Raw genomic sequence first — 22,834 nt, 5'->3', positions numbered from 1 at the left:
AAGGGCGGGCAGCTTACTGAGGATTTTCATTTGAAAATATGATCAGTATTATTGATTATCAAAATTAATCTAATAAAAAGCACATTGTATTCATTAAACAATGTGCTTTTTTTAAATTCATAAGAATTTTGTATTAATTTATTTTAAAACTTAATTAATCATTTCCTTATTTTTCCGGAAATAATAATGCGTCGCGCAATAAATGATCATTTCCACGACGACGCGTAAAGCCAATGCGGTCAAAATATTCCAAAATCTGAATTGCCAGCTTTCGGCCTACACCTAAGCGATCGCGGAAATCCGCCGCGCAGGTTGAACCACACTCCTGATCGAGATCGCGGATCATATTGGCAAACTCGACAATCCGATCGTTACGGTAATAACGATCTTTAACGATCGCGGTAATTATCCCCTGCTGCGCCGCCTGGCGTAGCGTCAGGCGCATTGCCTGCTCGTCGGTTCCCGTCTCTTTTGCCAGGTCACGCACCCACCACGGTTCGTCACCAAACAGCGGCTCTGCTTTTTGCCAGATGACCTGCTGCTCTTCGCTGAAGCCCGCTTTATGATCCGGCAGATGCAGCCAACCGTGATGACTGAGGATGTCGCCGCTTTCGCGCATCTTTTCAATCAGCAACAGTACCAGCGCTTCATCTTCCATTGGCAACGCCATACGTCGCAGACGTTCGCGCCCAGGACCAGGTTCATCGCGATGTTGCTCATGATAAGTCGCTAATGTGTCGAGAATTTTCCGCTGCCAGCGGGCGGCAACCGGCGCATTCAACAAGCTATAACCAGCCTGAATATAGCCAGGCTGTTGCAGCAGTTCGCGCATCCCTTCGCCGTTGAGCTGCCGTGCCCAGGCGAAATCCGCAAGGTTAACCGCTCCGCGTTCCAGATGAACAGATAACGCATCGGCATCACTCTGCGCCCGTGCAAGAGACGCCAGCCATTGCAGATATTCCGGCTTACGCTTACCGCGACGCGGCGGGTTAAGCATCACCACACGCGCCCCCGCCAGCGTGTTGCGGGCCGAGATATCGCGCAGCACCAGGCGATCGTTATCCGCCAGCCATAGCGGCGTGTCGAACACCAGCTCGGCAAGGTTATCTTCCAGCAGCGAAACGCGTCCCGTGACGTGGCTGGCGGCGTGGTGAATATGCAGCGGCTGCCACTGGGTCAGCGGTGTATGGGTTTGAAGCTCGACAATCACCCGTGTGAAAGGCTCCGGCGGCGCATCGGCAAGCAGCCAGTCACCACGGTGAATCTGCTCTTTTTCCGCATCACCCGCGATGTTAAGCGCGATACGCTGACCGGCATGGGCAGTTTCTGTTGGCTGATTTTGCGCATGCAGCGCACGCACGCGCATCGGTTTATTTACACCAGTCAGCCATAGTGAATCGCCTACCTTCACTTCCCCGCTTAACGCCGTACCGGTGACGACCAGCCCGGCACCTTTTACGGTAAATGCACGGTCGATCGCGAGGCGGAAACTATGTTGGCTGGCGTGTTCACGTTCTGGTAACTGAAGCAAATGCTCGCGCAGGGCATCAATTCCCCGACCTTCGGTTGCTGCGGTGATAAACAGTTTTGCCTCAGCAAAACCGTATTCCCGCAGCACCTCCTTTACCTGGCGTTCAACCTCATCAACACGCGCTTCGTCCACGCGATCGGCTTTGGTCAGCGCCACTGTCAGCATCGGGTTACCGGTCAGCTGCAAAATCGCCAGATGCTCACGGGTCTGTGCCATCACGCCGTCATCGCACGCCACCACCAACAGCGCGTGATCGATACCACCAACGCCAGCCAGCATGTTGGAAAGAAACTTTTCATGACCGGGTACGTCGATAAAACCAGGCACACGGCCATCCGGCTGCGGCCAGTAGGCATAGCCGAGATCGATGGTCATGCCGCGCTTTTTTTCTTCCGGCAGACGGTCGGCATTTACGCCAGTAATCGCCTGCAATAAGGTTGTTTTGCCGTGGTCAACGTGTCCGGCAGTCGCAATAATCATTTCAACAACATCTCCAAAAACCGTTGCTCATTTTCAAGGCAGCGTAAATCCAGCCACAATCGTCCGTCATAAATACGACCAATCACCGGCACTGGCAATTCACGCCAGCGGGCGGCTAATGACTCAAGGTGGCTACCGCGTCCATCATGGGGTGTAAACGTTAATGCCGCGCTCGGCAGGCGATCAACCGGCAGCGAACCACTGCCAATCTGCGAAAGACATGGCATAACCTGTACCGCAAACTCCGCGCCGTAATGTGCGGCAAGGGGGGCCTGTAAACGTTGTGCCTGGATTTGAATGACCTCTGCGCTGCGGGTAAGCAGGCGCAGGGTCGGTAATTTTTCACTCAGAGCTTCAGGGTGTAAATAAAGACGCAACGTGGCTTCCAGCGCCGCGAGGGTCATTTTATCCGCGCGTAATGCACGCTTCAGCGGGTGGCTTTGCAGGCGGGCGATCATCTCTTTTTTACCAACAATAATTCCTGCCTGCGGCCCGCCTAACAACTTGTCGCCGGAGAAGCTCACCAGACTGACACCCGCCGCAATCAACTCCTGCGGCATTGGCTCTTTCGGCAAACCGTACTGGCTAAGATCAACCAGCGAGCCACTGCCTAAATCAGTCACTACGGGAACATCCAGCTCTTTGCCGAGCGCCACCAGTTCCGCTTCATCTATCGCTTTGGTGAATCCCTGAATGCTGTAGTTACTGGTATGTACTTTCATCAACAGCGCGGTATTTTCATTCACCGCCTGACGATAATCATTAGCGTGCGTGCGGTTGGTGGTCCCCACTTCGTGTAGGGTGCAGCCTGCCTGACGCATGACATCAGGAATACGAAACGCGCCGCCAATCTCCACCAGTTCGCCGCGAGATACCACCACCTCTTTCCCGCTGGCAGTGGCCGCCAACATCAATAACACCGCCGCCGCATTGTTATTAACGATACAGGCATCTTCCGCTCCCGTAATGCGGCACAGCAGCTGCGCCAGCGCCCGATCGCGATGTCCGCGTCCGGCGTCGTCCAGATCGTACTCGAGGGTCACTGGCGAACGCATAGCCTGCGCAACGGCTTCCACTGCGGCTTCCGCCTGTAAAGCTCGCCCAAGATTGGTATGCAGCACGGTTCCCGTCAGGTTGATCACCGGACGCAGCGCGCTCTGCGCCTCCTTTGTCAGTCGGGCATCGACTTCTTGCGCCCAGTTTTCACACCATGCGGGCAGCGTCTGGCTGTCACGAATCACTTCTCGCGCTTCGTCAAGCATCTGACGCAGCAATTCCACCACGCGGGTGTGACCATAAGTATCACGCAAAGAAAGGAAGGAGCTATCGCGCAATAAGCGATCAATAGCCGGAAGTTGACTATAGAGGGAACGCGTTTCGGTTGTCATAGGAAACCTGGCTGATCAAGGCCCTCTCACACGGAGAAGGGCGTTTAACATAACCACGGATTGTAACGTGAGATGGGTCAGGAGGACATATCGCGCATCAAGCCTTTGGCGGTTCGGTGCGAGCAAAACTTTCGCGGCTAAACAGGTTTTCGACCAGTTTGACTAAGTGTGGGCGGTCGACACACCAGCCTGGCGCAACGCGGCGGAAATTGAGATATCCGACGGCACAGGCAATGGCGATAGTCGCCAGATTGACCGTATCGGTTTTGAGCGTGCCATCGACCAGATATCCTTCCAGCACATCCAGACTGCGGTTGATTTTCTCCCGCTGGCGTAACAATTCATCTTCAGACTGCTGCGCCGCCGGACGCGCCTGTTCACGCACCGATACCAGCCCGGCATCCATAATGCCATCCGCCAGCGCCTCAATTTTGCGCACCCGCAACGACTCCAGCGGATCGCGCGGCAACATCGCCGGAGCGACATTCATTAATTCAATATATTCAGCGATGATCGGCGAATCAAACCAACATTCGCCCTCTTCGGTCACCAGCACCGGCACTTTCCCTAACGGGTTAAATTGCGCCACGCCGTTGTCCGCGTTATAGGGCAGTTCATTAATAAATTCGAAAGTTATGCCCTTTTCTAACAACAGAATAGAAAGTTTGCGTACAAACGGGCTGGTGTAGCTACCGACGAGTTTCATGCCGAGTCCTTTGTGCGAGGAAAAATATCAGTATGGCTCAGGCTCACGCAAAACACAGGTGATATAAGTCTCAATGATCCAAATAAAGATAATGCATCCAACTGGTCATTCTTAGCAGCACCTTCCGCATCACCGAAACATGGCTGAAATGGTCGGAGTAAACTGCCACCTGGGCGTAAATGCCGTCGGGTAAGGCATCGATATCATCGTTAGGGTCCAGTTCAATGGTTCCCAGCACACCGTCCGTGCCGGGCACGACCGTTAATGATTGCAATACCCCCTGCGCCTGATAAGAACCGCCTGGCACGACAGGTAAAATACTGGTCAGTTTGCCGTGGAACACCTGCCCAGGTAGCGCGTTAAACACCACTTCCGCATCATCGCCGGGTTTCAGACGTAACAGCGAGTTTTGCCGAAATTGGGCGACAATTTGCCGTTTTTGCTCGGGGATGAAAACCATCACCGGACGCAACGGCAAGGCAGCTGCGTATGTACCTGGGCGGATCAGTACCTGAGTAACGTAGCCATTGCTCGGCGCGCGAATGACAGTCTGCTCAAGGTTATATTTTGCTTCAGTAAGTTGCGCTCTTAAGCTCACAATCTGCGATTGCTCGCCGTTAACCATACTATCGAGCTGGCTCTGGATCTGCGCCTGCTCCGCCACCGAGCCTTTCACCAGCGCATCCTGCGCGAGGAAATTTTGCCGCGCATCGTCGATGTCACGTTCCGAGAACGGATTCACCGCCGCCTGGCTGCCTTTCAGATAACGTTGATAATTTTTAAACAGACGGTCGCGCTCCGCTGAAACCTGGGTGGTGTTGGCCTGCGCTTCAGTGAGCTGCGCGCGCAGCGTCTTTATATTATGCGTCGCCGTCATCAGGTCAGCCTGAAGTCTGTCAACTCGCGCCTGGTAACGAACCGGGTCGAGTTTAAAAAGCACCTCGCCCTTTTGAATAAGCTGATTATTTTTGTCGGTGACTTCAGTAACAATTCCCGTCACCTGTGGCGTGATGGGGATCGCTATCACTGCCTTTTGCGCGGTAAAAGTGTAAGGGTGGTTGTAGTTCATCAACAAAATCAAACCACTCACCAGAAACACGCCTCCCAGCGCCGCCGTCGCCAGCGTCCACTGATTCACCGGAATGCGGAAGATTTTAAAGACCGCCCACGCCAGCGCCACGTAAGTTAAAACAATCAATAGATCCATATTTAGATCTCCGGGAACGTGGAATAGTCAGTCTTTTTCTCGGCGGCGAGTTGGTGCTCCAGCCGGGAAATTCGGTCAGAAAGTGCGGCGATTTCCGGGTCAGTCGCTTTCTCTTGCGACGCAACATGTGACTGCATGCCCCAGCCGCGCTCCGGTTGATAGAGCGTCGCCCAGATCCACAGAAACGGCCAGATAACATGCAGAGTAAACAGGCTCACCCAGCCCGCTGTATGAATAGCGTCGGCATGGGGGTGGTTGCGCTTTTTGGCAATCAGATAAGGGATGTCATGTATCGCGATGATTCCATAAAAAATCACCAGAAAGACGAAGATCAGCACTCCCAACGCGAAATAGTTTAGAAACATATCTGCCTCGGATTCACGTTTATCAGTGTTGTTTTTTGGCTGGCAGCCAGAAGGGAGTCAGGCTGATATTTTGACAATAATTCGGGTTCGCGATTCTCGCCATAACACCAAAGAATAATTTTTAGAGGTGATGAGTTGCTTAGTTACATAACGATTTTATGACGAGGGCATAACATGCTGTAGATCACATCAGGTGAACGCCGTAAGAAAATATCTTGTGATTCAGATCACAAAGATTCAACAAACCAACAAAACAAAAATGTGACATTACTCACATTTAAATGCCATTTTTAGCGAAAATCGCCGCCTTGTTGCTTTTTTACACAAGAGTTTTGTGATGAGCATCACGTCAATTACCTCTCTACCCCCTATATTTATGTGACCGATATCACACAAAAGGCCGTCGACTGGACAGTTAACCGATTCAGTGCCAGATTTCGCAGTATCTACAAGGTCCGGCTACCTCTGCCGCCACATTAACAAAAAACCTCGGGCTTCCAGCCTGCGCGACAGCAAACATAAGAAGGGGTGTTTTTATGTCATCCGATATTAAGATCAAAGTGCAAAGCTTTGGTCGTTTCCTCAGCAACATGGTGATGCCAAATATCGGCGCGTTTATCGCGTGGGGTATCATCACCGCGTTATTTATTCCAACAGGGTGGTTACCGAACGAAACGCTGGCGAAGCTGGTCGGGCCGATGATCACTTATCTCCTGCCGCTGCTGATCGGTTATACCGGTGGTAAGCTGGTAGGCGGCGAACGTGGCGGCGTAGTCGGTGCCATTACCACCATGGGCGTTATCGTCGGCGCAGACATGCCGATGTTCCTCGGCTCTATGATTGCAGGTCCGCTGGGCGGCTGGTGCATTAAGCACTTCGACCGCTGGGTAGACGGTAAGATCAAATCCGGTTTTGAGATGCTGGTGAATAACTTCTCCGCAGGCATCATCGGGATGATCCTCGCTATTCTGGCATTCCTCGGCATTGGCCCGATTGTTGAAGCCCTGTCCAAAATGCTGGCTGCGGGCGTTAACTTCATGGTTGTCCATGACATGCTGCCGCTGGCGTCTATCTTTGTTGAACCGGCGAAAATCCTGTTCCTCAACAACGCCATTAACCACGGTATCTTCTCGCCGCTGGGTATTCAGCAGTCCCATGAACTGGGTAAATCCATCTTCTTCCTGATTGAAGCTAACCCAGGTCCGGGTATGGGCGTGCTGCTGGCGTACATGTTCTTTGGTCGTGGTAGCGCTAAACAGTCTGCGGGCGGTGCGGCAATCATCCACTTCCTGGGCGGTATCCACGAAATCTACTTCCCGTATGTGCTGATGAATCCGCGTCTGATTCTGGCCGTTATCCTCGGTGGTATGACTGGCGTGTTCACGCTGACTATCCTGGGCGGTGGTCTGGTTTCTCCGGCATCTCCGGGTTCTATCCTTGCGGTACTGGCGATGACACCAAAAGGTGCTTATTTCGCTAACATCGCGGGTGTGTGTGCGGCGATGGCTGTCTCCTTCGTTGTCTCTGCTATTTTGCTGAAAACCAGCAAAGTGAAAGAAGAAGATGATATTGAAGCAGCAACTCGTCGTATGCAGGACATGAAAGCTGAGTCTAAAGGCGCGTCTCCGCTGTCTGCGGGCGATGTGACTAACGACCTGAGCCACGTACGTAAAATCATCGTTGCCTGTGATGCCGGTATGGGTTCCAGTGCGATGGGCGCAGGTGTGCTGCGTAAGAAAATTCAGGATGCAGGTCTGTCGCAGATTTCGGTCACTAACAGCGCGATCAACAACCTGCCGCCAGATGTGGACCTGGTCATCACTCACCGTGACCTGACCGAACGCGCTATGCGCCAGGTTCCGCAGGCACAGCATATTTCGCTGACCAACTTCCTCGACAGCGGCCTGTACACCAGCCTGACCGAACGTCTGGTTGCTGCCCAGCGCCATACTGAAAACGAAGTGAAAGTGAAAGACAGTCTGAAAGACAGCTTTGACGATTCCAGTGCTAACCTGTTCAAACTGGGCGCGGAGAACATCTTCCTCGGTCGCAAAGCGGCAACCAAAGAAGAAGCGATTCGTTTTGCTGGCGAGCAACTGGTGAAAGGCGGTTACGTTGAGCCAGAATACGTTCAGGCGATGCTGGATCGTGAAAAACTGACCCCGACTTATCTGGGTGAGTCTATCGCTGTGCCACACGGTACGGTTGAAGCAAAAGATCGCGTACTGAAAACGGGCGTGGTGTTCTGCCAGTACCCGGAAGGCGTGCGCTTCGGTGAAGAAGAAGATGACATTGCCCGTCTGGTGATTGGTATTGCTGCCCGTAACAACGAGCACATTCAGGTTATCACCAGTCTGACCAATGCACTGGATGATGAGTCTGTCATCGAGCGTCTGGCACACACCACCAGCGTGGATGAAGTGCTGGAACTGCTGGCAGGTCGTAAGTAATCCAATCCCACCTCTCCACATGGAGAAGGTGGGGCTTATTGCCTGATGCGCTACGCTTATCAGGCCTACAAAACAAAGCGCAGTTTGTTGAATTTGCACGTTCTTGTAGGCCGGATAAGGCGTTTACGCCGCATCCGGCACGGCCCCTCTCCACATGGAGAGGGTTTGGGTGAGGGAAAAGCCTCACCCCAGCCCTCTCGGGTAAAAACATTGATGAAGGTTAATACTATGAAAGCATTACATTTTGGCGCAGGTAATATCGGTCGTGGCTTTATCGGTAAACTGCTGGCAGACGCGGGTATCCAACTGACGTTTGCCGATGTCAATCAGGTGGTACTTGATGCCCTGAATGCCCGTCATAGCTATCAGGTTCATGTGGTCGGTGAAACCGAGCAGGTAGATACCGTTTCCGGCGTCAATGCCGTCAGCAGCATTGGTGATGATGTCGTTGATCTGATTGCTCAGGTTGATTTAGTCACTACCGCCGTTGGTCCGGTTGTGCTGGAACGTATTGCCCCGGCAATCGCCAAAGGGCTGGTGAAACGTAAAGAACAAGGTAATGAATCCCCGCTGAACATCATCGCCTGTGAAAACATGGTACGCGGCACCACGCAGCTGAAATGCCATGTAATGAACGCCCTGCCGGAAGATGCCAAAGCGTGGGTAGAAGAACACGTTGGCTTTGTTGATTCCGCCGTTGACCGCATCGTGCCGCCTTCGGCTTCTGCAACCAACGATCCGCTGGAAGTGACGGTAGAAACATTCAGCGAATGGATTGTTGATAAAACCCAGTTCAAAGGCGCGCTGCCGAACATCCCAGGCATGGAGTTAACCGACAACCTGATGGCATTTGTCGAACGTAAACTCTTCACCCTGAATACGGGTCATGCTATAACCGCGTACCTCGGAAAACTGGCGGGTCATCAGACCATTCGTGATGCGATTCTCGACGAGAAAATCCGCGCGGTGGTAAAAGGTGCGATGGAAGAAAGTGGTGCAGTATTGATCAAGCGCTACGGCTTTGACGCAGACAAACATGCGGCGTACATCCGGAAAATCCTCGGTCGTTTCGAGAACCCGTACCTGAAAGATGATGTAGAGCGCGTAGGCCGTCAGCCGCTGCGTAAACTGAGTGCTGGCGACCGTCTGATCAAGCCACTGCTCGGAACGCTGGAATATGGTCTGCCACATAAAAACCTGATTGAAGGTATTGCCGCTGCAATGCACTTCCGCAGTGAAGATGATCCGCAGGCTCAGGAACTGGCAGCACTGATCGCTGACAAAGGTCCGCTGGCGGCGCTGGCACAGATTTCCGGTCTTGATGCCAACAGCGAGGTTGTATCCGAGGCGGTAACCGCTTATAAAGCAATGCAATAATGGTGGACCAGGCGCAGGATACCCTGCGCCCGAATAACAGATTGTCAGATATGCAGGCAACAATGGAACAAACCCAGGCCTTTGAAAACCGTGTGCTTGAGCGTCTGAATGCTGGCAAAACCGTGCGAAGCTTTCTGATCACCGCCGTCGAGCTTTTGACCGAGGCGGTAAATCTTCTGGTGCTTCAGGTATTCCGCAAAGACGATTACGCGGTGAAGTATGCTGTAGAACCGTTACTCGACGGCGACGGTCCGCTGGGCGATCTTTCTGTGCGTTTAAAACTCATTTACGGGTTGGGCGTCATTAACCGCCAGGAATACGAAGATGCGGAACTGCTGATGGCATTGCGTGAAGAGCTAAATCACGACGGCAACGAGTACGCGTTTACCGACGACGAAATCCTTGGACCCTTTGGTGAACTGCATTGCGTGGCGGCGTTACCACCGCCGCCACAGTTTGAACCTGCAGACTCCAGTTTGTATGCAATGCAAATTCAGCGTTACCAACAGGCTGTGCGATCAACAATGGTCCTTTCACTGACAGAGCTGATTTCCAAAATCAGCTTAAAAAAAGCCTTCCAAAAGTAAGCAACGTCTGCTTACTGCCCCTCTACCTGCTTCGGCCGATAAAGCCGACGATAATACTCCAGACGTTGTAGATATAACGGCACGCTTTCATCAGGTATTCCGGACGGAATCGCGTTACGGGGAGGTAGTTTTTTCAGATACTCCCGGAACGCCTGGCTCGATGCCATGAAATCTACGGCTTTATCGATAAGAAGCGGAACGTTTTCACCTAATTTGCCCATGATGATATCTCCGTATTACCCCGCGCCGGGAATGCGCGGCCGCCAATTTTAGTTTAGATCCCGGTATAAATGACATTAAGGAAAACGTGCTCAATCCTCAATAATCATCCGTTTCTATTAACTATCTTTTTTCTTTAAATTTCTTAATTAATCAATAAATTGCGTAGTTTTTAAGCATGTTAATGTTTACGTTATAGAACTATTGCAATGTCATCAGTTGTGAACAAAGCACCTGGTCGCGCATACTAGGGGCTATAAATTTATCTTTATCAGAAGCCATCACATGAAAGAAGTCGAAAAAAACGAAATCAAACGTCTCAGCGATCGCCTGGACGCCATCCGCCACCAGCAGGCCGATCTGTCGCTGGTTGAAGCCGCAGACAAATATGCCGAACTGGAAAAAGAGAAAGCCACTCTGGAAGCAGAAATTGCTCGCCTGCGCGAAGTTCACAGCCAGAAACTCAGTAAGGAAGCACAGAAGCTGATGAAGATGCCGTTCCAGCGCGCGATTACTAAAAAAGAGCAAGCTGATATGGGCAAGCTGAAGAAGAGCGTTCGCGGACTGGTGGTTGTGCACCCAATGACCGCGCTGGGCCGCGAAATGGGCCTGCAAGAGATGACAGGGTTCTCTAAGACTGCGTTTTAAGTTCCTTTCTCGTCGCTGTAATTACAGCCACTCACGATTTACTCGCTCCTGCTGGCACATGCAGGAGCCTGTTTCAGAGATCGAATATTTATAACGTTCTTAACATTATATATTCAACGCCACCTACACTTCTGAGCGATCGGAGCAGGCTAAATTCTGAAAAGCAGGTACAAATTAAAGAATGATGTATCAATATCAACAATGAATTACCGCATATCAATGCTTGAAACATAATTAATTATTTAAATTTTTCTATCAGCATCGCAAACCCCGCAATAAAACATCACTCAACTGAATATTTACCTTTCCCTGCCTTGGGCCTTTATCCGGTGAAACATTTGACATTGATTGACACCGATCATTAAAATCCGCGCGATCAATTTATTTATTGGCTACAAACTAAAATTGTTTGACACTTAAAAACATATTCGCACAACCCATTAATACAAAAATTCTCTAACAAATTTATTTGGCGGATATGCCCCACTCTAATCATTCATAAAAAAATGATTGTACTGTAATTATCAACGTATCGGGATTATGAAAAGGAATTCATCCTATGAACCTAAAGAAAACACTGTTAAGCGTGTTAATAATAGTGCCTCTCTGCTTATTGGCAGGGTGTGACTATATTGAAAAAGCGAGTAAGGTCGACGAACTCGTTACACAGCAAGAGTTGCAAAAAAGCAAAATTGAGGCGCTTGAGAAACAGCAGGAACTCGATAAGCGAAAGATAGAACATTTTGAAAAACAACAAACTACTGTCATAAATAGTACCAAGACGCTCGCTGGCGTGGTGAAAGCGGTTAAAGACAAGCAGGACGAATTTGTCTTTACAGAATTTAACCCAGCACAAACACAATATTTTATTTTAAATAACGGATCGGTCGGTTTGGCAGGCCGGGTGCTGGCTATTGATGCGGTTGAAAATGGCAGTGTTATTCGTATTTCGCTGGTTAACCTTTTAAGCGTTCCCGTATCAAATATTGGCTTTCATGCGACATGGGGCAATGAAAGACCCACCGATGCCAAAGCTCTGGCAAAGTGGCAACAATTACTTTTCAACACCACCATGAATTCCACTCTGCAATTAATGCCTGGTCAATGGCAAGACATTAATCTGACATTAAAAGGCGTTTCGCCTAATAACCTGAAGTATCTGAAGTTGTCCATCAATATGGCCAATCTCCAGTTCGACACTGTTCAACCTGCTGAAACTCGGCAGCGAAAAAACAAAAAATAAATGCAGCTTCTGCGCTTATATCAAGGAATAGAGAGCATCAATAATGAACAAAATTTTTAAAGTTATCTGGAATCCGGCAACAGGCAGTTACACCGTTGCCAGTGAAACGGCAAAAAGCCGTGGCAAGAAATCCGGGCGCAGTAAGCTGTTAATTTCTGCCCTGGTTGCTGGGGGAATGTTGTCGTCGTTTGGGGTACAGGCTCAGGCAGGAAGGGACAACGGTCAGGGCGTCAATTATGGCCAGGGAACAGGAACAGGCTGGGTTGCTATCGGTGAAGATGCAAAAGCAAATAGTTTTACAGACACCGGGGGTGGCTCCAGCACCGCAGTAGGTTATCACTCAACTGCTGACGGAAGGTGGTCAACAGCCCTCGGTGCTAAGACCCATTCGCTTGGCGAAGCATCAGTGGCGTTAGGGATTAACACTACCTCAGCAGGTGAGCGAAGCCTCGCTATAGGTGCATCGGCAACGTCAACGGGTGGATTTTCAATCGCACTTGGTCGTTATGCGAACTCAGTAGGTGAATTTTCTATTGCACAAGGGGATCACGCAGAGACTGGTGCTGATGACGCCATCGCATTTGGACGTGAAAGCAAGGCCTTAGGAATTATGAGTATCGCCCTCGGAGCCACGGCTAATGCGTCGAAAGAATATGCAATGGCGCTGGGTGCAAGTAGCGCCGCATCTGCAGCTAACGCGATTGCAGTAGGCCGCAACAGTGCTGCAGCTGGCGTAGACAGCCTCGCATTCGGTAGACTATCCGCCGCCAACGCCGCAAACGCGATTGCTATGGGTGCAGAGAGCAAAGCTGCTGAAAATGCGACGGCAGTTGGTACTAACGCGGAGGCAAATGGACTTAATAGTATCGCGTTGGGCTCCGGCAGTATTGCAGATGTCGACAACACGATTGCTCTGGGCAATCAAAGTCAGGCAGTAGCGGCTGGCGCAATTGCCATCGGTCAAGGGAATAAAGCTGACGGCGCAAATGCTATCGCGCTGGGTAATGGTAGTATTACAGGTGGTGTAAATGCTATTGCTCTTGGACAAGGCAGTTATGCCGGTTTAGAAAATGGCACTGCAATTGGTGCTCAAGCCAGTGCTCAGGGGAAAAATTCAGTTGCTCTGGGTGCTGGTTCTGTAGCGACTGACGCGGATACTGTTTCTGTGGGTAACACAACAGCTCAGCGACAAATTGTCAATATGGCAGCAGGTGATATCAGCACTACCAGTACTGATGCCATCAATGGATCACAGCTTTATGCTATCAGTAAGTCAGTAGCGGACAATCTTGGTGGGGGGGCTACCGTCAATGCGCAAGGCGTCGTTACTTCCCCAAATTACAGGCTGAAAAGTGGTATTTTCGGCACTGTTGGCGACGCCTTAACGGGCCTGGACAATAATACGTTACAATGGGACTCCCTTAAAAAGGCATATAGTGCGGCACATGGTACAGATACTACCAGTACCATCACCAACGTTAAAGACGGCGCTATTTCTGATACCAGTAAGGATGCGGTTAACGGTTCTCAGCTGAAAACCACCAACGATAACGTAGCGACCAATACTGCCAATATCACCACCAACACTAACAGTATCAATACCCTGACGGATTCCGTTGGCGACCTTAAAGACGATGCCCTGCTGTGGAATGGCACCGCGTTCAGCGCCGCGCACGGCACCGATGCCACCAGCAAAATCACCAACGTCAAAGACGGTGACCTGACGGCTGGCAGCACCGACGCGGTTAACGGCTCTCAGCTCAAAACCACTAACGATAATGTGGCAACCAACACCACCAACATCACCAACCTGACGGATTCCGTTGGCGACCTTAAAGACGATGCCCTGCTGTGGAATGGCACCGCGTTCAGCGCCGCGCACGGTACCGATGCCACCAGCAAAATCACCAACGTCAAAGACGGTGACCTGACGGCTGGTAGCACTGACGCGGTAAACGGCTCTCAGCTGAAAACCACTAACGATGCCGTGGCAGCCAACACCACCAATATCGCCACGAATACCACCAACATCACCAACCTGACTGACGCAGTTGACAGCCTCGGTGACGATTCCCTGCTGTGGAACGCTACAGCGGGGGCATTCAGCGCCGCACACAGTACTGATGCCACCAGCAAAATCACCAACGTCACCGCTGGCGACCTGACGGCTGGCAGCACCGACGCGGTTAACGGCTCTCAGCTCAAAACCACTAACGATGCCGTGGCAGCCAACACCACCAATATCGCCACGAACACCACCAACATCACCAACCTGACTGACGCTGTTGACAGCCTCGGTGACGATTCCCTGCTGTGGAACGCTACTGCGGGGGCATTCAGCGCCGCGCACGGTACTGATGCCACCAGCAAAATCACTAACGTCAAAGACGGTGACCTGACGGCTGGCAGCACTGACGCGGTTAACGGCTCTCAGCTCAAAACCACTAACGATGCCGTGGCAGCCAACACCACCAATATCGCCACGAACACCACCAACATCACCAACCTGACTGACGCTGTTGACAGTCTCGGTGACGATTCCCTGCTGTGGAACGCTACGGCGGGTGCATTCAGTGCCAAACACGGCACCAACGGTACTGACAGCAAAATCACCAACTTACTGGCAGGCACTGTATCCTCTGATAGCACTGACGCTATTAATGGCTCACAACTTTATGGCTTAGCTGATTCATTTACGTCATACCTTGGCGGTGGTGCTGATATCAGCGATGCGGGTGTATTAACCGGGCCAACCTACACTATTGGTGGTACTGATTACAATAACGTCGGTGATGCTCTGGCTGCCATTAACACGTCATTTAGCACATCACTCGGTGACGCCCTACTCTGGGATGCGACCGCCAAGGGCGGTGACGGTGCGTTTAGCGCCGGTCGCGGGACAGATAACACAGCCAGCATCATTACTAATGTTGCAGACGGTGCAATTTCCTCTACCAGCAGCGACGCTATTAACGGCTCACAGCTCTATGACACCAGCAAGTACATTGCCGATACTCTGGGTGGTGACGCAGAAGTCAATGCTGACGGCACAATCACCGCACCGACTTATGCCATCGCTGGCGGCAGTTACAGCAACGTCGGTGACGCGCTGGAAGCGATCGATACCACGCTGGATGACGCTCTGTTGTGGGATGCAACAGCCAATGATGGCAATGGTGCATTTAGCGCCGCTCACGGAAAAGATAAAACAGCCAGTGTAATCACTAACGTCGCTAACGGTGCAATCTCTGCCACCAGCAGCGATGCCATTAACGGTTCACAACTGTATACCACCAACAAGTACATTGCCGATGCCCTGGGTGGTGACGCAGAAGTTAACGCTGATGGTTCTATTACTGCGCCGACTTACACCATTGCAAATGCCGAGTACAACAACGTCGGTGACGCCCTGGATGCGCTCGACGATAACGCTCTGCTGTGGGATGCAACAGCCAATGACGGCGCAGGTGCCTACAACGCCAGCCATGACGGCAAGGCCAGCATCATCACAAATGTTGCTGATGGTAACATTGGCGAAGGCAGCACTGACGCCATCAACGGTTCTCAGCTGTTTAACACCAATATGCTGATCCAGCAGAACAGCGAAATCATCAATCAGCTTGCCGGTAACACCAGCGAAACCTACATCGAAGATAACGGTGCGGGCATTAACTATGTACGTACCAACGACAACGGCTTAGCGTTCAACGATGCCAGCGCTTCAGGTATTGGCGCTACGGCTGTGGGTTATAACGCTGTCGCCTCAGGCGAAAGCAGCGTAGCCATTGGTCAAGGTAGCAGCAGCTCCGTTGATACGGGTATCGCCCTGGGTAGCAGTTCTGTTTCCAGCCGTGTAATAGTTAAAGGTTCTCGTGACACCAGCGTGTCGGAAGAAGGTGTTGTGATTGGTTATGACACCACGGATGGCGAACTACTTGGTGCGTTGTCTATTGGTGATGACGGTAAATATCGTCAAATCATCAACGTAGCCGATGGTTCCGAAGCCCATGACGCCGTTACGGTTCGCCAGTTGCAAAATGCCATTGGTGCAGTCGCTACCACGCCGACCAAATACTTCCACGCTAACTCAACAGCTGAAGATTCACTGGCAGTAGGTGAAGACTCGCTAGCAATGGGCGCGAAAACTATCGTTAATGGTAATGTGGGTATTGGTATCGGTTATGGTGCCTACGTGGACGCGAATGCACTTAATGGCATTGCTATTGGTAGCAACGCGAGTGCAAATCATGCAAACAGTATTGCGATGGGTAGTGGTTCCCAGACCACCCGTGGTGCGCAAACTGATTACACCGCCTACAACATGGACGCACCGCAGAATTCTGTCGGTGAATTCTCTGTCGGCAGTGAAGACGGTCAACGTCAGATCACCAACGTCGCGGCTGGTTCAGCGGATACCGATGCGGTTAACGTAGGTCAGTTGAAAGTAACGGACGCGCAGGTTTCCCAGAATACCCAGAGCATTACTAACCTGAACAATCAGGTGACGAATCTGGATACTCGCGTTACCAATATCGAAAACGGCATTGGCGATATCGTAACCACCGGTAGCACCAAATACTTCAAGACCAACACCGATGGCGTAGATGCCAACGCGCAGGGTAAAGATAGTGTTGCGATTGGTTCTGGTTCCATTGCTGCCGCTGACAACAGCGTCGCGCTGGGTACAGGCTCCGTGGCCAACGAAGAAAATACCATCTCTGTGGGTTCTTCTACCAACCAGCGTCGTATCACCAACGTTGCTGCAGGTGTTAATGCCACCGATGCGGTTAACGTTTCGCAGCTGAAGTCTTCTGAGGCAGGCGGCGTTCGTTACGACACCAAAGCTGATGGCTCTGTAGACTACAGCAACATCACTCTCGGTGGTGGTAATGGCGGTACGACTCGCATCAGCAACGTCTCCGCTGGCGTGAACAACAACGACGCAGTGAACTATGCGCAGCTGAAGCAAAGCGTGCAGGAAACGAAGCAATATACCGATCAGCGGATGGTTGAGATGGATAACAAACTGTCCAAAACCGAAAGCAAGTTGAGCGGTGGTATCGCTTCTGCAATGGCAATGACCGGTCTGCCGCAGGCTTACACTCCAGGTGCCAGCATGGCCTCTATTGGTGGCGGTACTTACAATGGTGAATCGGCTGTTGCTTTAGGTGTGTCGATGGTGAGCGCCAATGGTCGTTGGGTCTACAAATTACAAGGTAGTACCAATAGCCAGGGTGAATACTCCGCCGCGCTCGGTGCCGGTATTCAGTGGTAATCATCCATTAACGAATGGGTAAACGCCACATTGCCTGATGCGCTACGCTTATCAGGCCTACGGGGTGATTCAGCACATTCCTGTAGGTTGGATAAGGCGTTCACGCCGCATCCGGCAAGATAAGGCGCACCAGTTCAACAATCTGGGGCAATTCTCTGATGGGAATTGCCCTTTTCTTCATTACCTCTCTCCCAAGATTGGCCCTACCAATTCTTCGCTTATCTGACCTCTGGTTCACAGATCTCCAATTAAAACTCACATCAATGTTGCCAATACATAACATTTAGTTAACCATTCATTGTCATTATCCCTACACAACACAATTGGCAGTACCACTTTTACACAACGTGTGACAAGGAGATGAGCATCAGACTCATTACACGATGTGCGTGGACTGCAGGAGACCTGCAATGAATCTCTGGCAACAAAACTACGATCCCGCCGGGAATATCTGGCTTTCCAGTCTGATAGCATCGCTTCCCATCCTGTTTTTCTTCTTTGCGCTGATTAAGCTCAAACTCAAAGGTTATGTCGCCGCCTCATGGACGGTGGCAATCGCCCTTGCCGTGGCTTTGCTGTTCTATAAAATGCCGGTCGCTAACGCGCTGGCCTCGGTGGTTTATGGCTTCTTCTACGGTTTGTGGCCCATCGCGTGGATCATTATTGCGGCAGTGTTCGTCTATAAGATCTCGGTGAAAACCGGGCAGTTTGACATCATCCGCTCGTCTATTCTTTCGATAACCCCTGACCAGCGCCTGCAAATGCTGATCGTCGGTTTCTGTTTCGGCGCTTTCCTTGAAGGAGCCGCAGGCTTTGGCGCTCCGGTAGCAATTACCGCCGCATTGCTGGTCGGTCTGGGCTTTAAACCACTCTACGCCGCCGGACTGTGCCTGATTGTTAACACCGCGCCAGTGGCATTTGGCGCGATGGGCATTCCGATTCTGGTCGCCGGGCAGGTAACAGGCATCGACAGCTTTGAGATTGGTCAGATGGTGGGGCGTCAGCTGCCGTTTATGACCATTATCGTGCTGTTCTGGATCATGGCGATTATGGACGGTTGGCGCGGAATCAAAGAAACGTGGCCTGCGGTCGTGGTTGCAGGTGGTTCGTTTGCCATTGCTCAATACCTCAGCTCTAACTTCATTGGGCCGGAACTGCCAGACATTATCTCTTCGCTGGTATCACTGCTCTGCCTGACGCTGTTCCTCAAACGCTGGCAACCAGTGCGCGTATTCCGCTTCGGTGACTTGGGGGCGTCACAGGTTGATATGACGCTGGCTCACACCGGTTACACCGCAGGTCAGGTGCTTCGCGCCTGGACACCGTTCCTGTTCCTGACCGCCACCGTAACGCTGTGGAGTATTCCACCGTTTAAAGCCCTGTTCGCTTCGGGTGGTGCGCTGTATGAATGGGTGATCAATATTCCGGTGCCGTACCTCGATAAACTGGTTGCCCGTATGCCGCCAGTGGTCAGTGAAGCGACAGCGTATGCCGCCGTGTTTAAGTTCGACTGGTTCTCTGCCACCGGTACCGCCATTCTTTTTGCTGCCCTGCTCTCGATTGTCTGGCTGAAGATGAAACCATCTGACGCTATCAGCACCTTCGGCAGCACGCTGAAAGAACTGGCTCTGCCTATCTACTCCATCGGTATGGTGCTGGCGTTCGCCTTTATCTCGAACTATTCCGGACTATCATCAACGCTGGCGCTGGCACTGGCGCACACCGGCCATGCATTCACCTTCTTCTCGCCGTTCCTCGGCTGGCTTGGTGTCTTCCTGACCGGATCGGATACCTCATCTAACGCCCTGTTCGCCGCCCTGCAAGCCACTGCAGCACAACAAATTGGCGTTTCTGACCTGTTGTTGGTTGCCGCCAACACCACCGGTGGTGTCACCGGTAAGATGATCTCTCCGCAATCTATCGCTATCGCCTGTGCGGCGGTAGGCCTGGTAGGCAAAGAGTCAGATCTGTTCCGCTTTACCGTCAAACACAGCCTGATCTTCACCTGTATGGTGGGCGTGATCACCACGCTTCAGGCTTATGTCTTAACGTGGATGATTCCTTAATGATTGTTTTACCCAGACGCCTGTCAGACGAGGTTGCCGATCGTGTGCGGGCGCTGATTGATGAAAAAAACCTGGAGGCGGGCATGAAGTTGCCCGCTGAACGTCAACTGGCGATGCAACTCGGCGTATCACGTAATTCACTGCGCGAGGCGCTGGCAAAACTGGTGAGCGAAGGCGTGCTGCTTAGTCGACGCGGCGGCGGGACGTTTATTCGCTGGCGTCATGACACATGGTCGGAGCAAAACATCGTCCAACCGCTGAAAACGCTGATGGCCGATGATCCGGATTACAGTTTCGATATTCTGGAAGCCCGCTACGCCATTGAAGCCAGCACCGCGTGGCATGCGGCAATGCGCGCCACACCAGGCGAAAAAGAGAAAATTCAGCTTTGCTTTGAAGCAACGCTAAGTGAAGACCCGGATCTCGCCTCACAAGCGGACGTTCGTTTTCATCTGGCGATTGCCGAAGCCTCACATAACATCGTGCTGCTGCAAACCATGCGCGGTTTCTTCGATGTCCTGCAATCCTCTGTGAAGCATAGCCGCCAGCGAATGTATCTGGTACCCCCGGTTTTTTCACAGCTGACCGAACAACATCAGGCAGTCATTGACGCCATTTTTGCCGGTGATGCTGACGGGGCGCGTAAAGCAATGATGGCGCACCTTAGCTTTGTTCACACCACCATGAAACGATTCGATGAAGATCAAGCTCGCCATGCACGCATTACCCGCCTGCCTGGTGACCATAATGAGCATTCGAGGGAGAAAAACGCATGATTATTTCCGCAGCCAGCGATTATCGCGCCGCAGCACAACGCATTCTGCCGCCGTTCCTGTTCCACTATATGGATGGGGGTGCATATTCTGAATACACGCTGCGCCGCAACGTGGAAGATTTGTCAGAAGTGGCGCTGCGCCAGCGTATTCTGAAAAACATGTCTGACTTAAGCCTGGAAACGACGCTGTTTAATGAGAAATTGTCGATGCCGGTGGCGCTGGCTCCGGTGGGTTTGTGTGGCATGTATGCGCGTCGTGGCGAAGTTCAGGCTGCCAAAGCGGCGGATGCGCATGGCATTCCGTTTACTCTCTCGACGGTTTCCGTTTGCCCGATTGAAGAAGTCGCTCCAGCCATTAAACGTCCGATGTGGTTCCAGCTTTATGTGCTGCGCGATCGCGGCTTTATGCGTAACGCACTGGAGCGAGCAAAAGCGGCAGGCTGCTCGACGCTGGTTTTCACCGTGGATATGCCGACACCGGGCGCGCGTTACCGTGATGCACACTCGGGTATGAGCGGCCCAAATGCGGCAATGCGCCGTTACTTACAGGCGGTGACGCATCCGCAATGGGCGTGGGATGTGGGCCTGAACGGTCGTCCACATGATTTAGGTAATATCTCGGCTTACCTCGGCAAACCGACCGGACTGGAAGATTACATCGGCTGGCTGGGGAATAATTTCGATCCGTCCATCTCATGGAAAGACCTTGAGTGGATCCGCGATTTCTGGGATGGCCCGATGGTGATCAAAGGGATCCTCGATCCGGAAGATGCGCGCGATGCAGTACGTTTTGGTGCTGATGGAATTGTGGTTTCTAACCACGGTGGCCGCCAGCTGGACGGTGTGCTCTCTTCTGCCCGTGCACTGCCTGCTATTGCGGATGCCGTGAAAGGTGATATCGCCATTCTGGCGGATAGCGGGATTCGTAACGGGCTTGATGTCGTGCGTATGATTGCGCTCGGTGCCGACACCGTACTGCTGGGTCGTGCTTTCCTGTATGCGCTGGCAACAGCGGGCCAGGCGGGCGTGGCAAATCTGCTTAATCTAATCGAGAAAGAGATGAAAGTGGCAATGACGCTGACTGGCGCGAAATCGATCAGTGAAATTACGCAAGATTCGCTGGTGCAAGGGCTGGGTAAAGAGTTGCCTGCGGCACTGGCTCCGATGGCGAAAGGGAATGCGGCATAGTTGGGGGTGAGGGGAAAAGGCCGTACCAATCACCAATTTTCTGCTATCCTGCCCCCGCACTAAGGGGGCAGTATGCTAAACATCGTACTTTACGAACCAGAAATTCCGCCAAATACTGGCAACATCATCCGTCTTTGCGCTAATACCGGCTTTCGTCTGCATATCATCGAACCGATGGGATTTGCCTGGGACGATAAGCGCCTGCGCCGCGCGGGGCTGGACTATCACGAGTTTACCGCCGTTACGCGTCATCATGACTATCGCGCGTTCCTCGAAGCAGAAAATCCCCAGCGCCTGTTTGCCCTCACCACGAAAGGTACGCCTGCTCACAGCGCCGTAAGCTATCAGGATGGCGATTATCTGATGTTCGGCCCGGAAACGCGCGGCCTGCCAGCAAGCATTCTCGATGCCCTGCCCGCTGAACAAAAAATTCGCATTCCAATGGTGCCGGACAGCCGCAGCATGAACCTGTCCAATGCGGTGTCGGTCGTGGTGTATGAAGCCTGGCGGCAGCTGGGATATCCGGGAGCGGTGTTGAGAGATTAGTTACTGTATGCCGGATAGATGATTTGAACTGAACCCCAAAACCTGGACAGTTTCAGTTAACCGGCTTTTTGATGCTCAGTCCGGTATTCTACCGGACTGAGTCCCCCAAGACTGAGTTTTATTCTTTTTTGATTCCAGTAAGTTATGTATTCGTTAACGGCATTTTCCAGCTCTTCTACATTTCTGTAGTCCCGGCGATAGTACATTTCTTCTTTCAGGTGACCAAAGAAGTTCTCCATTACCGCATTATCAAGGCAGTTGCCCTTGCGCGACATGCTCTGCACTAACCCTCTGTCCGCCAGGGCGGACTGATAACTTTTTATCCGGTAATGCCATCCTTGATCACTGTGGAGCAGCGGTTTCTCCCCTTCAGCAAGGCTTTCCAGCCCCTTATTTAACATCCGCTTCACCAGCTCCTCTGTAGGCCTGCAGGCCGTTTCCCACGCCACGATTTCCCCGTTAAACAAATCAAGTATCGGGGACAGGTACAGTTTTTGTCCGCCAGCCCTGAATTCGGTGATATCTGTCACCCATTTCTCACAGGGAGCTTCCGCTTTGAACTGCCGCTGAAGGATATTTTCTGCAGCGAGTCCCATATTTCCCCGGTAAGACCGGTATTTCTTCAGGCGCACAGGAGACTTCAGGCCGAGCTGTTGCATCAGTTTTCGCACCGTTTTGCCACTGAACTTAAGACCTCTTTTCTGAAGCTCACAATGGATCCGCCGGTACCCATAACATCCCCGGTGTTCATGGAAGATGGAGGCTATGAGCTGTTTCACATCA

Annotated in this window: 16 protein-coding genes and 1 pseudogene; 10 read left to right on the top strand and 7 right to left on the bottom strand. The window is 51.9% G+C overall.

Annotated elements, in window-relative coordinates:
• Positions 1-166: 166 nt before the first annotated feature.
• From selB to ACJHYR_RS22610, 5 genes are all read right to left on the bottom strand, one after another.
• Positions 167-2,011 (bottom strand): selenocysteine-specific translation elongation factor, encoded by a 1,845-nt coding sequence (gene selB / locus ACJHYR_RS22630; RefSeq protein WP_000582424.1) that lies wholly within the window; start codon positions 2,009-2,011, stop codon positions 167-169.
• Positions 2,008-3,399: an L-seryl-tRNA(Sec) selenium transferase gene (gene selA / locus ACJHYR_RS22625; RefSeq protein ID WP_000206248.1), complete on the bottom strand. Its 1,392-nt coding sequence runs from the start codon at positions 3,397-3,399 to the stop codon at positions 2,008-2,010. Before selA ends, selB begins: the two co-directional genes overlap by 4 nt.
• Positions 3,400-3,496: 97 nt before the next feature.
• Positions 3,497-4,105 carry a glutathione S-transferase gene (locus ACJHYR_RS22620; protein WP_000779792.1) on the bottom strand — a complete coding sequence of 203 codons (609 nt, stop codon included), beginning with the start codon at positions 4,103-4,105 and terminating at the stop codon, positions 3,497-3,499.
• Between the two features lie 70 nt (positions 4,106-4,175).
• Positions 4,176-5,312: an HlyD family secretion protein gene (locus ACJHYR_RS22615; RefSeq protein ID WP_000364939.1), complete on the bottom strand. Its 1,137-nt coding sequence runs from the start codon at positions 5,310-5,312 to the stop codon at positions 4,176-4,178.
• Between the two features lie 2 nt (positions 5,313-5,314).
• Positions 5,315-5,677 carry a DUF3302 domain-containing protein gene (locus ACJHYR_RS22610; protein ID WP_000479624.1) on the bottom strand — a complete coding sequence of 121 codons (363 nt, stop codon included), beginning with the start codon at positions 5,675-5,677 and terminating at the stop codon, positions 5,315-5,317.
• Positions 5,678-6,213: 536 nt separating this feature from the next.
• On the opposite strand from ACJHYR_RS22610, the gene mtlA reads away from it, so the two are divergent.
• The 3 genes from mtlA to mtlR all read left to right on the top strand — a co-directional run bounded on the left by mtlA (position 6,214) and on the right by mtlR (position 10,091).
• Entirely contained in the window at positions 6,214-8,127 is a 1,914-nt protein-coding gene (gene mtlA, locus ACJHYR_RS22605) for a PTS mannitol transporter subunit IICBA (RefSeq protein ID WP_000093252.1), read from the top strand.
• Positions 8,128-8,355: 228 nt separating this feature from the next.
• On the top strand, positions 8,356-9,504 hold the full coding sequence (gene mtlD, locus ACJHYR_RS22600) for a mannitol-1-phosphate 5-dehydrogenase (RefSeq protein ID WP_059327908.1): 1,149 nt from the start codon (positions 8,356-8,358) through the stop codon (positions 9,502-9,504).
• Positions 9,504-10,091: a mannitol operon repressor MtlR gene (gene mtlR / locus ACJHYR_RS22595; protein ID WP_000228269.1), complete on the top strand. Its 588-nt coding sequence runs from the start codon at positions 9,504-9,506 to the stop codon at positions 10,089-10,091. Before mtlD ends, mtlR begins: the two co-directional genes overlap by 1 nt.
• An 11-nt stretch (positions 10,092-10,102) precedes the next feature.
• Here the strand turns inward: mtlR and yibT are convergent, their stop codons facing one another.
• Positions 10,103-10,312, bottom strand: coding sequence for a protein YibT (gene yibT, locus ACJHYR_RS22590; RefSeq protein ID WP_000517100.1), 210 nt, complete (start codon positions 10,310-10,312; stop codon positions 10,103-10,105).
• Between the two features lie 283 nt (positions 10,313-10,595).
• On the opposite strand from yibT, the gene ACJHYR_RS22585 reads away from it, so the two are divergent.
• The 7 genes from ACJHYR_RS22585 (at position 10,596) to trmL (ending at position 22,051) form a co-directional block, all read left to right on the top strand.
• Positions 10,596-10,958: a YibL family ribosome-associated protein gene (locus tag ACJHYR_RS22585; protein WP_000665680.1), complete on the top strand. Its 363-nt coding sequence runs from the start codon at positions 10,596-10,598 to the stop codon at positions 10,956-10,958.
• 559 nt (positions 10,959-11,517) lie between these two features.
• The gene (locus tag ACJHYR_RS22580) at positions 11,518-12,201 is read left to right on the top strand and encodes a DUF3251 domain-containing protein (RefSeq protein ID WP_001049687.1); all 684 of its coding nucleotides are present in this window, start codon (positions 11,518-11,520) and stop codon (positions 12,199-12,201) included.
• Between the two features lie 43 nt (positions 12,202-12,244).
• Positions 12,245-17,476: a YadA-like family protein gene (locus tag ACJHYR_RS22575; protein ID WP_021526556.1), complete on the top strand. Its 5,232-nt coding sequence runs from the start codon at positions 12,245-12,247 to the stop codon at positions 17,474-17,476.
• 410 nt (positions 17,477-17,886) lie between these two features.
• Positions 17,887-19,542, top strand: a complete 1,656-nt coding sequence (gene lldP / locus ACJHYR_RS22570) for an L-lactate permease (protein ID WP_001297977.1) — start codon at positions 17,887-17,889, stop codon at positions 19,540-19,542.
• Positions 19,542-20,318, top strand: a complete 777-nt coding sequence (gene lldR, locus ACJHYR_RS22565) for a transcriptional regulator LldR (RefSeq protein WP_001304974.1) — start codon at positions 19,542-19,544, stop codon at positions 20,316-20,318. The genes lldP and lldR overlap by 1 nt, the downstream gene beginning before the upstream one ends.
• A complete protein-coding gene (lldD, locus tag ACJHYR_RS22560) occupies positions 20,315-21,505 on the top strand; it encodes a quinone-dependent L-lactate dehydrogenase (protein WP_000586962.1) in 1,191 nt (396 codons plus the stop codon). The genes lldR and lldD overlap by 4 nt, the downstream gene beginning before the upstream one ends.
• 72 nt (positions 21,506-21,577) lie before the next feature.
• Complete coding sequence (gene trmL, locus ACJHYR_RS22555; protein ID WP_000932347.1) at positions 21,578-22,051, top strand: tRNA (uridine(34)/cytosine(34)/5-carboxymethylaminomethyluridine(34)-2'-O)-methyltransferase TrmL; 474 nt, start codon at positions 21,578-21,580, stop codon at positions 22,049-22,051.
• Between the two features lie 56 nt (positions 22,052-22,107).
• Here trmL and ACJHYR_RS22550 read toward each other — a convergent pair.
• Positions 22,108-22,834: pseudogene (locus tag ACJHYR_RS22550) on the bottom strand (IS3-like element IS1397 family transposase); the annotation flags it as partial.

This window comes from Escherichia sp. WS1450 (assembly GCF_046487395.1).
Taxonomy (GTDB): Bacteria; Pseudomonadota; Gammaproteobacteria; order Enterobacterales; family Enterobacteriaceae; genus Escherichia; species Escherichia coli.
This window is presented reverse-complemented; position numbering and strand designations above follow the sequence as displayed.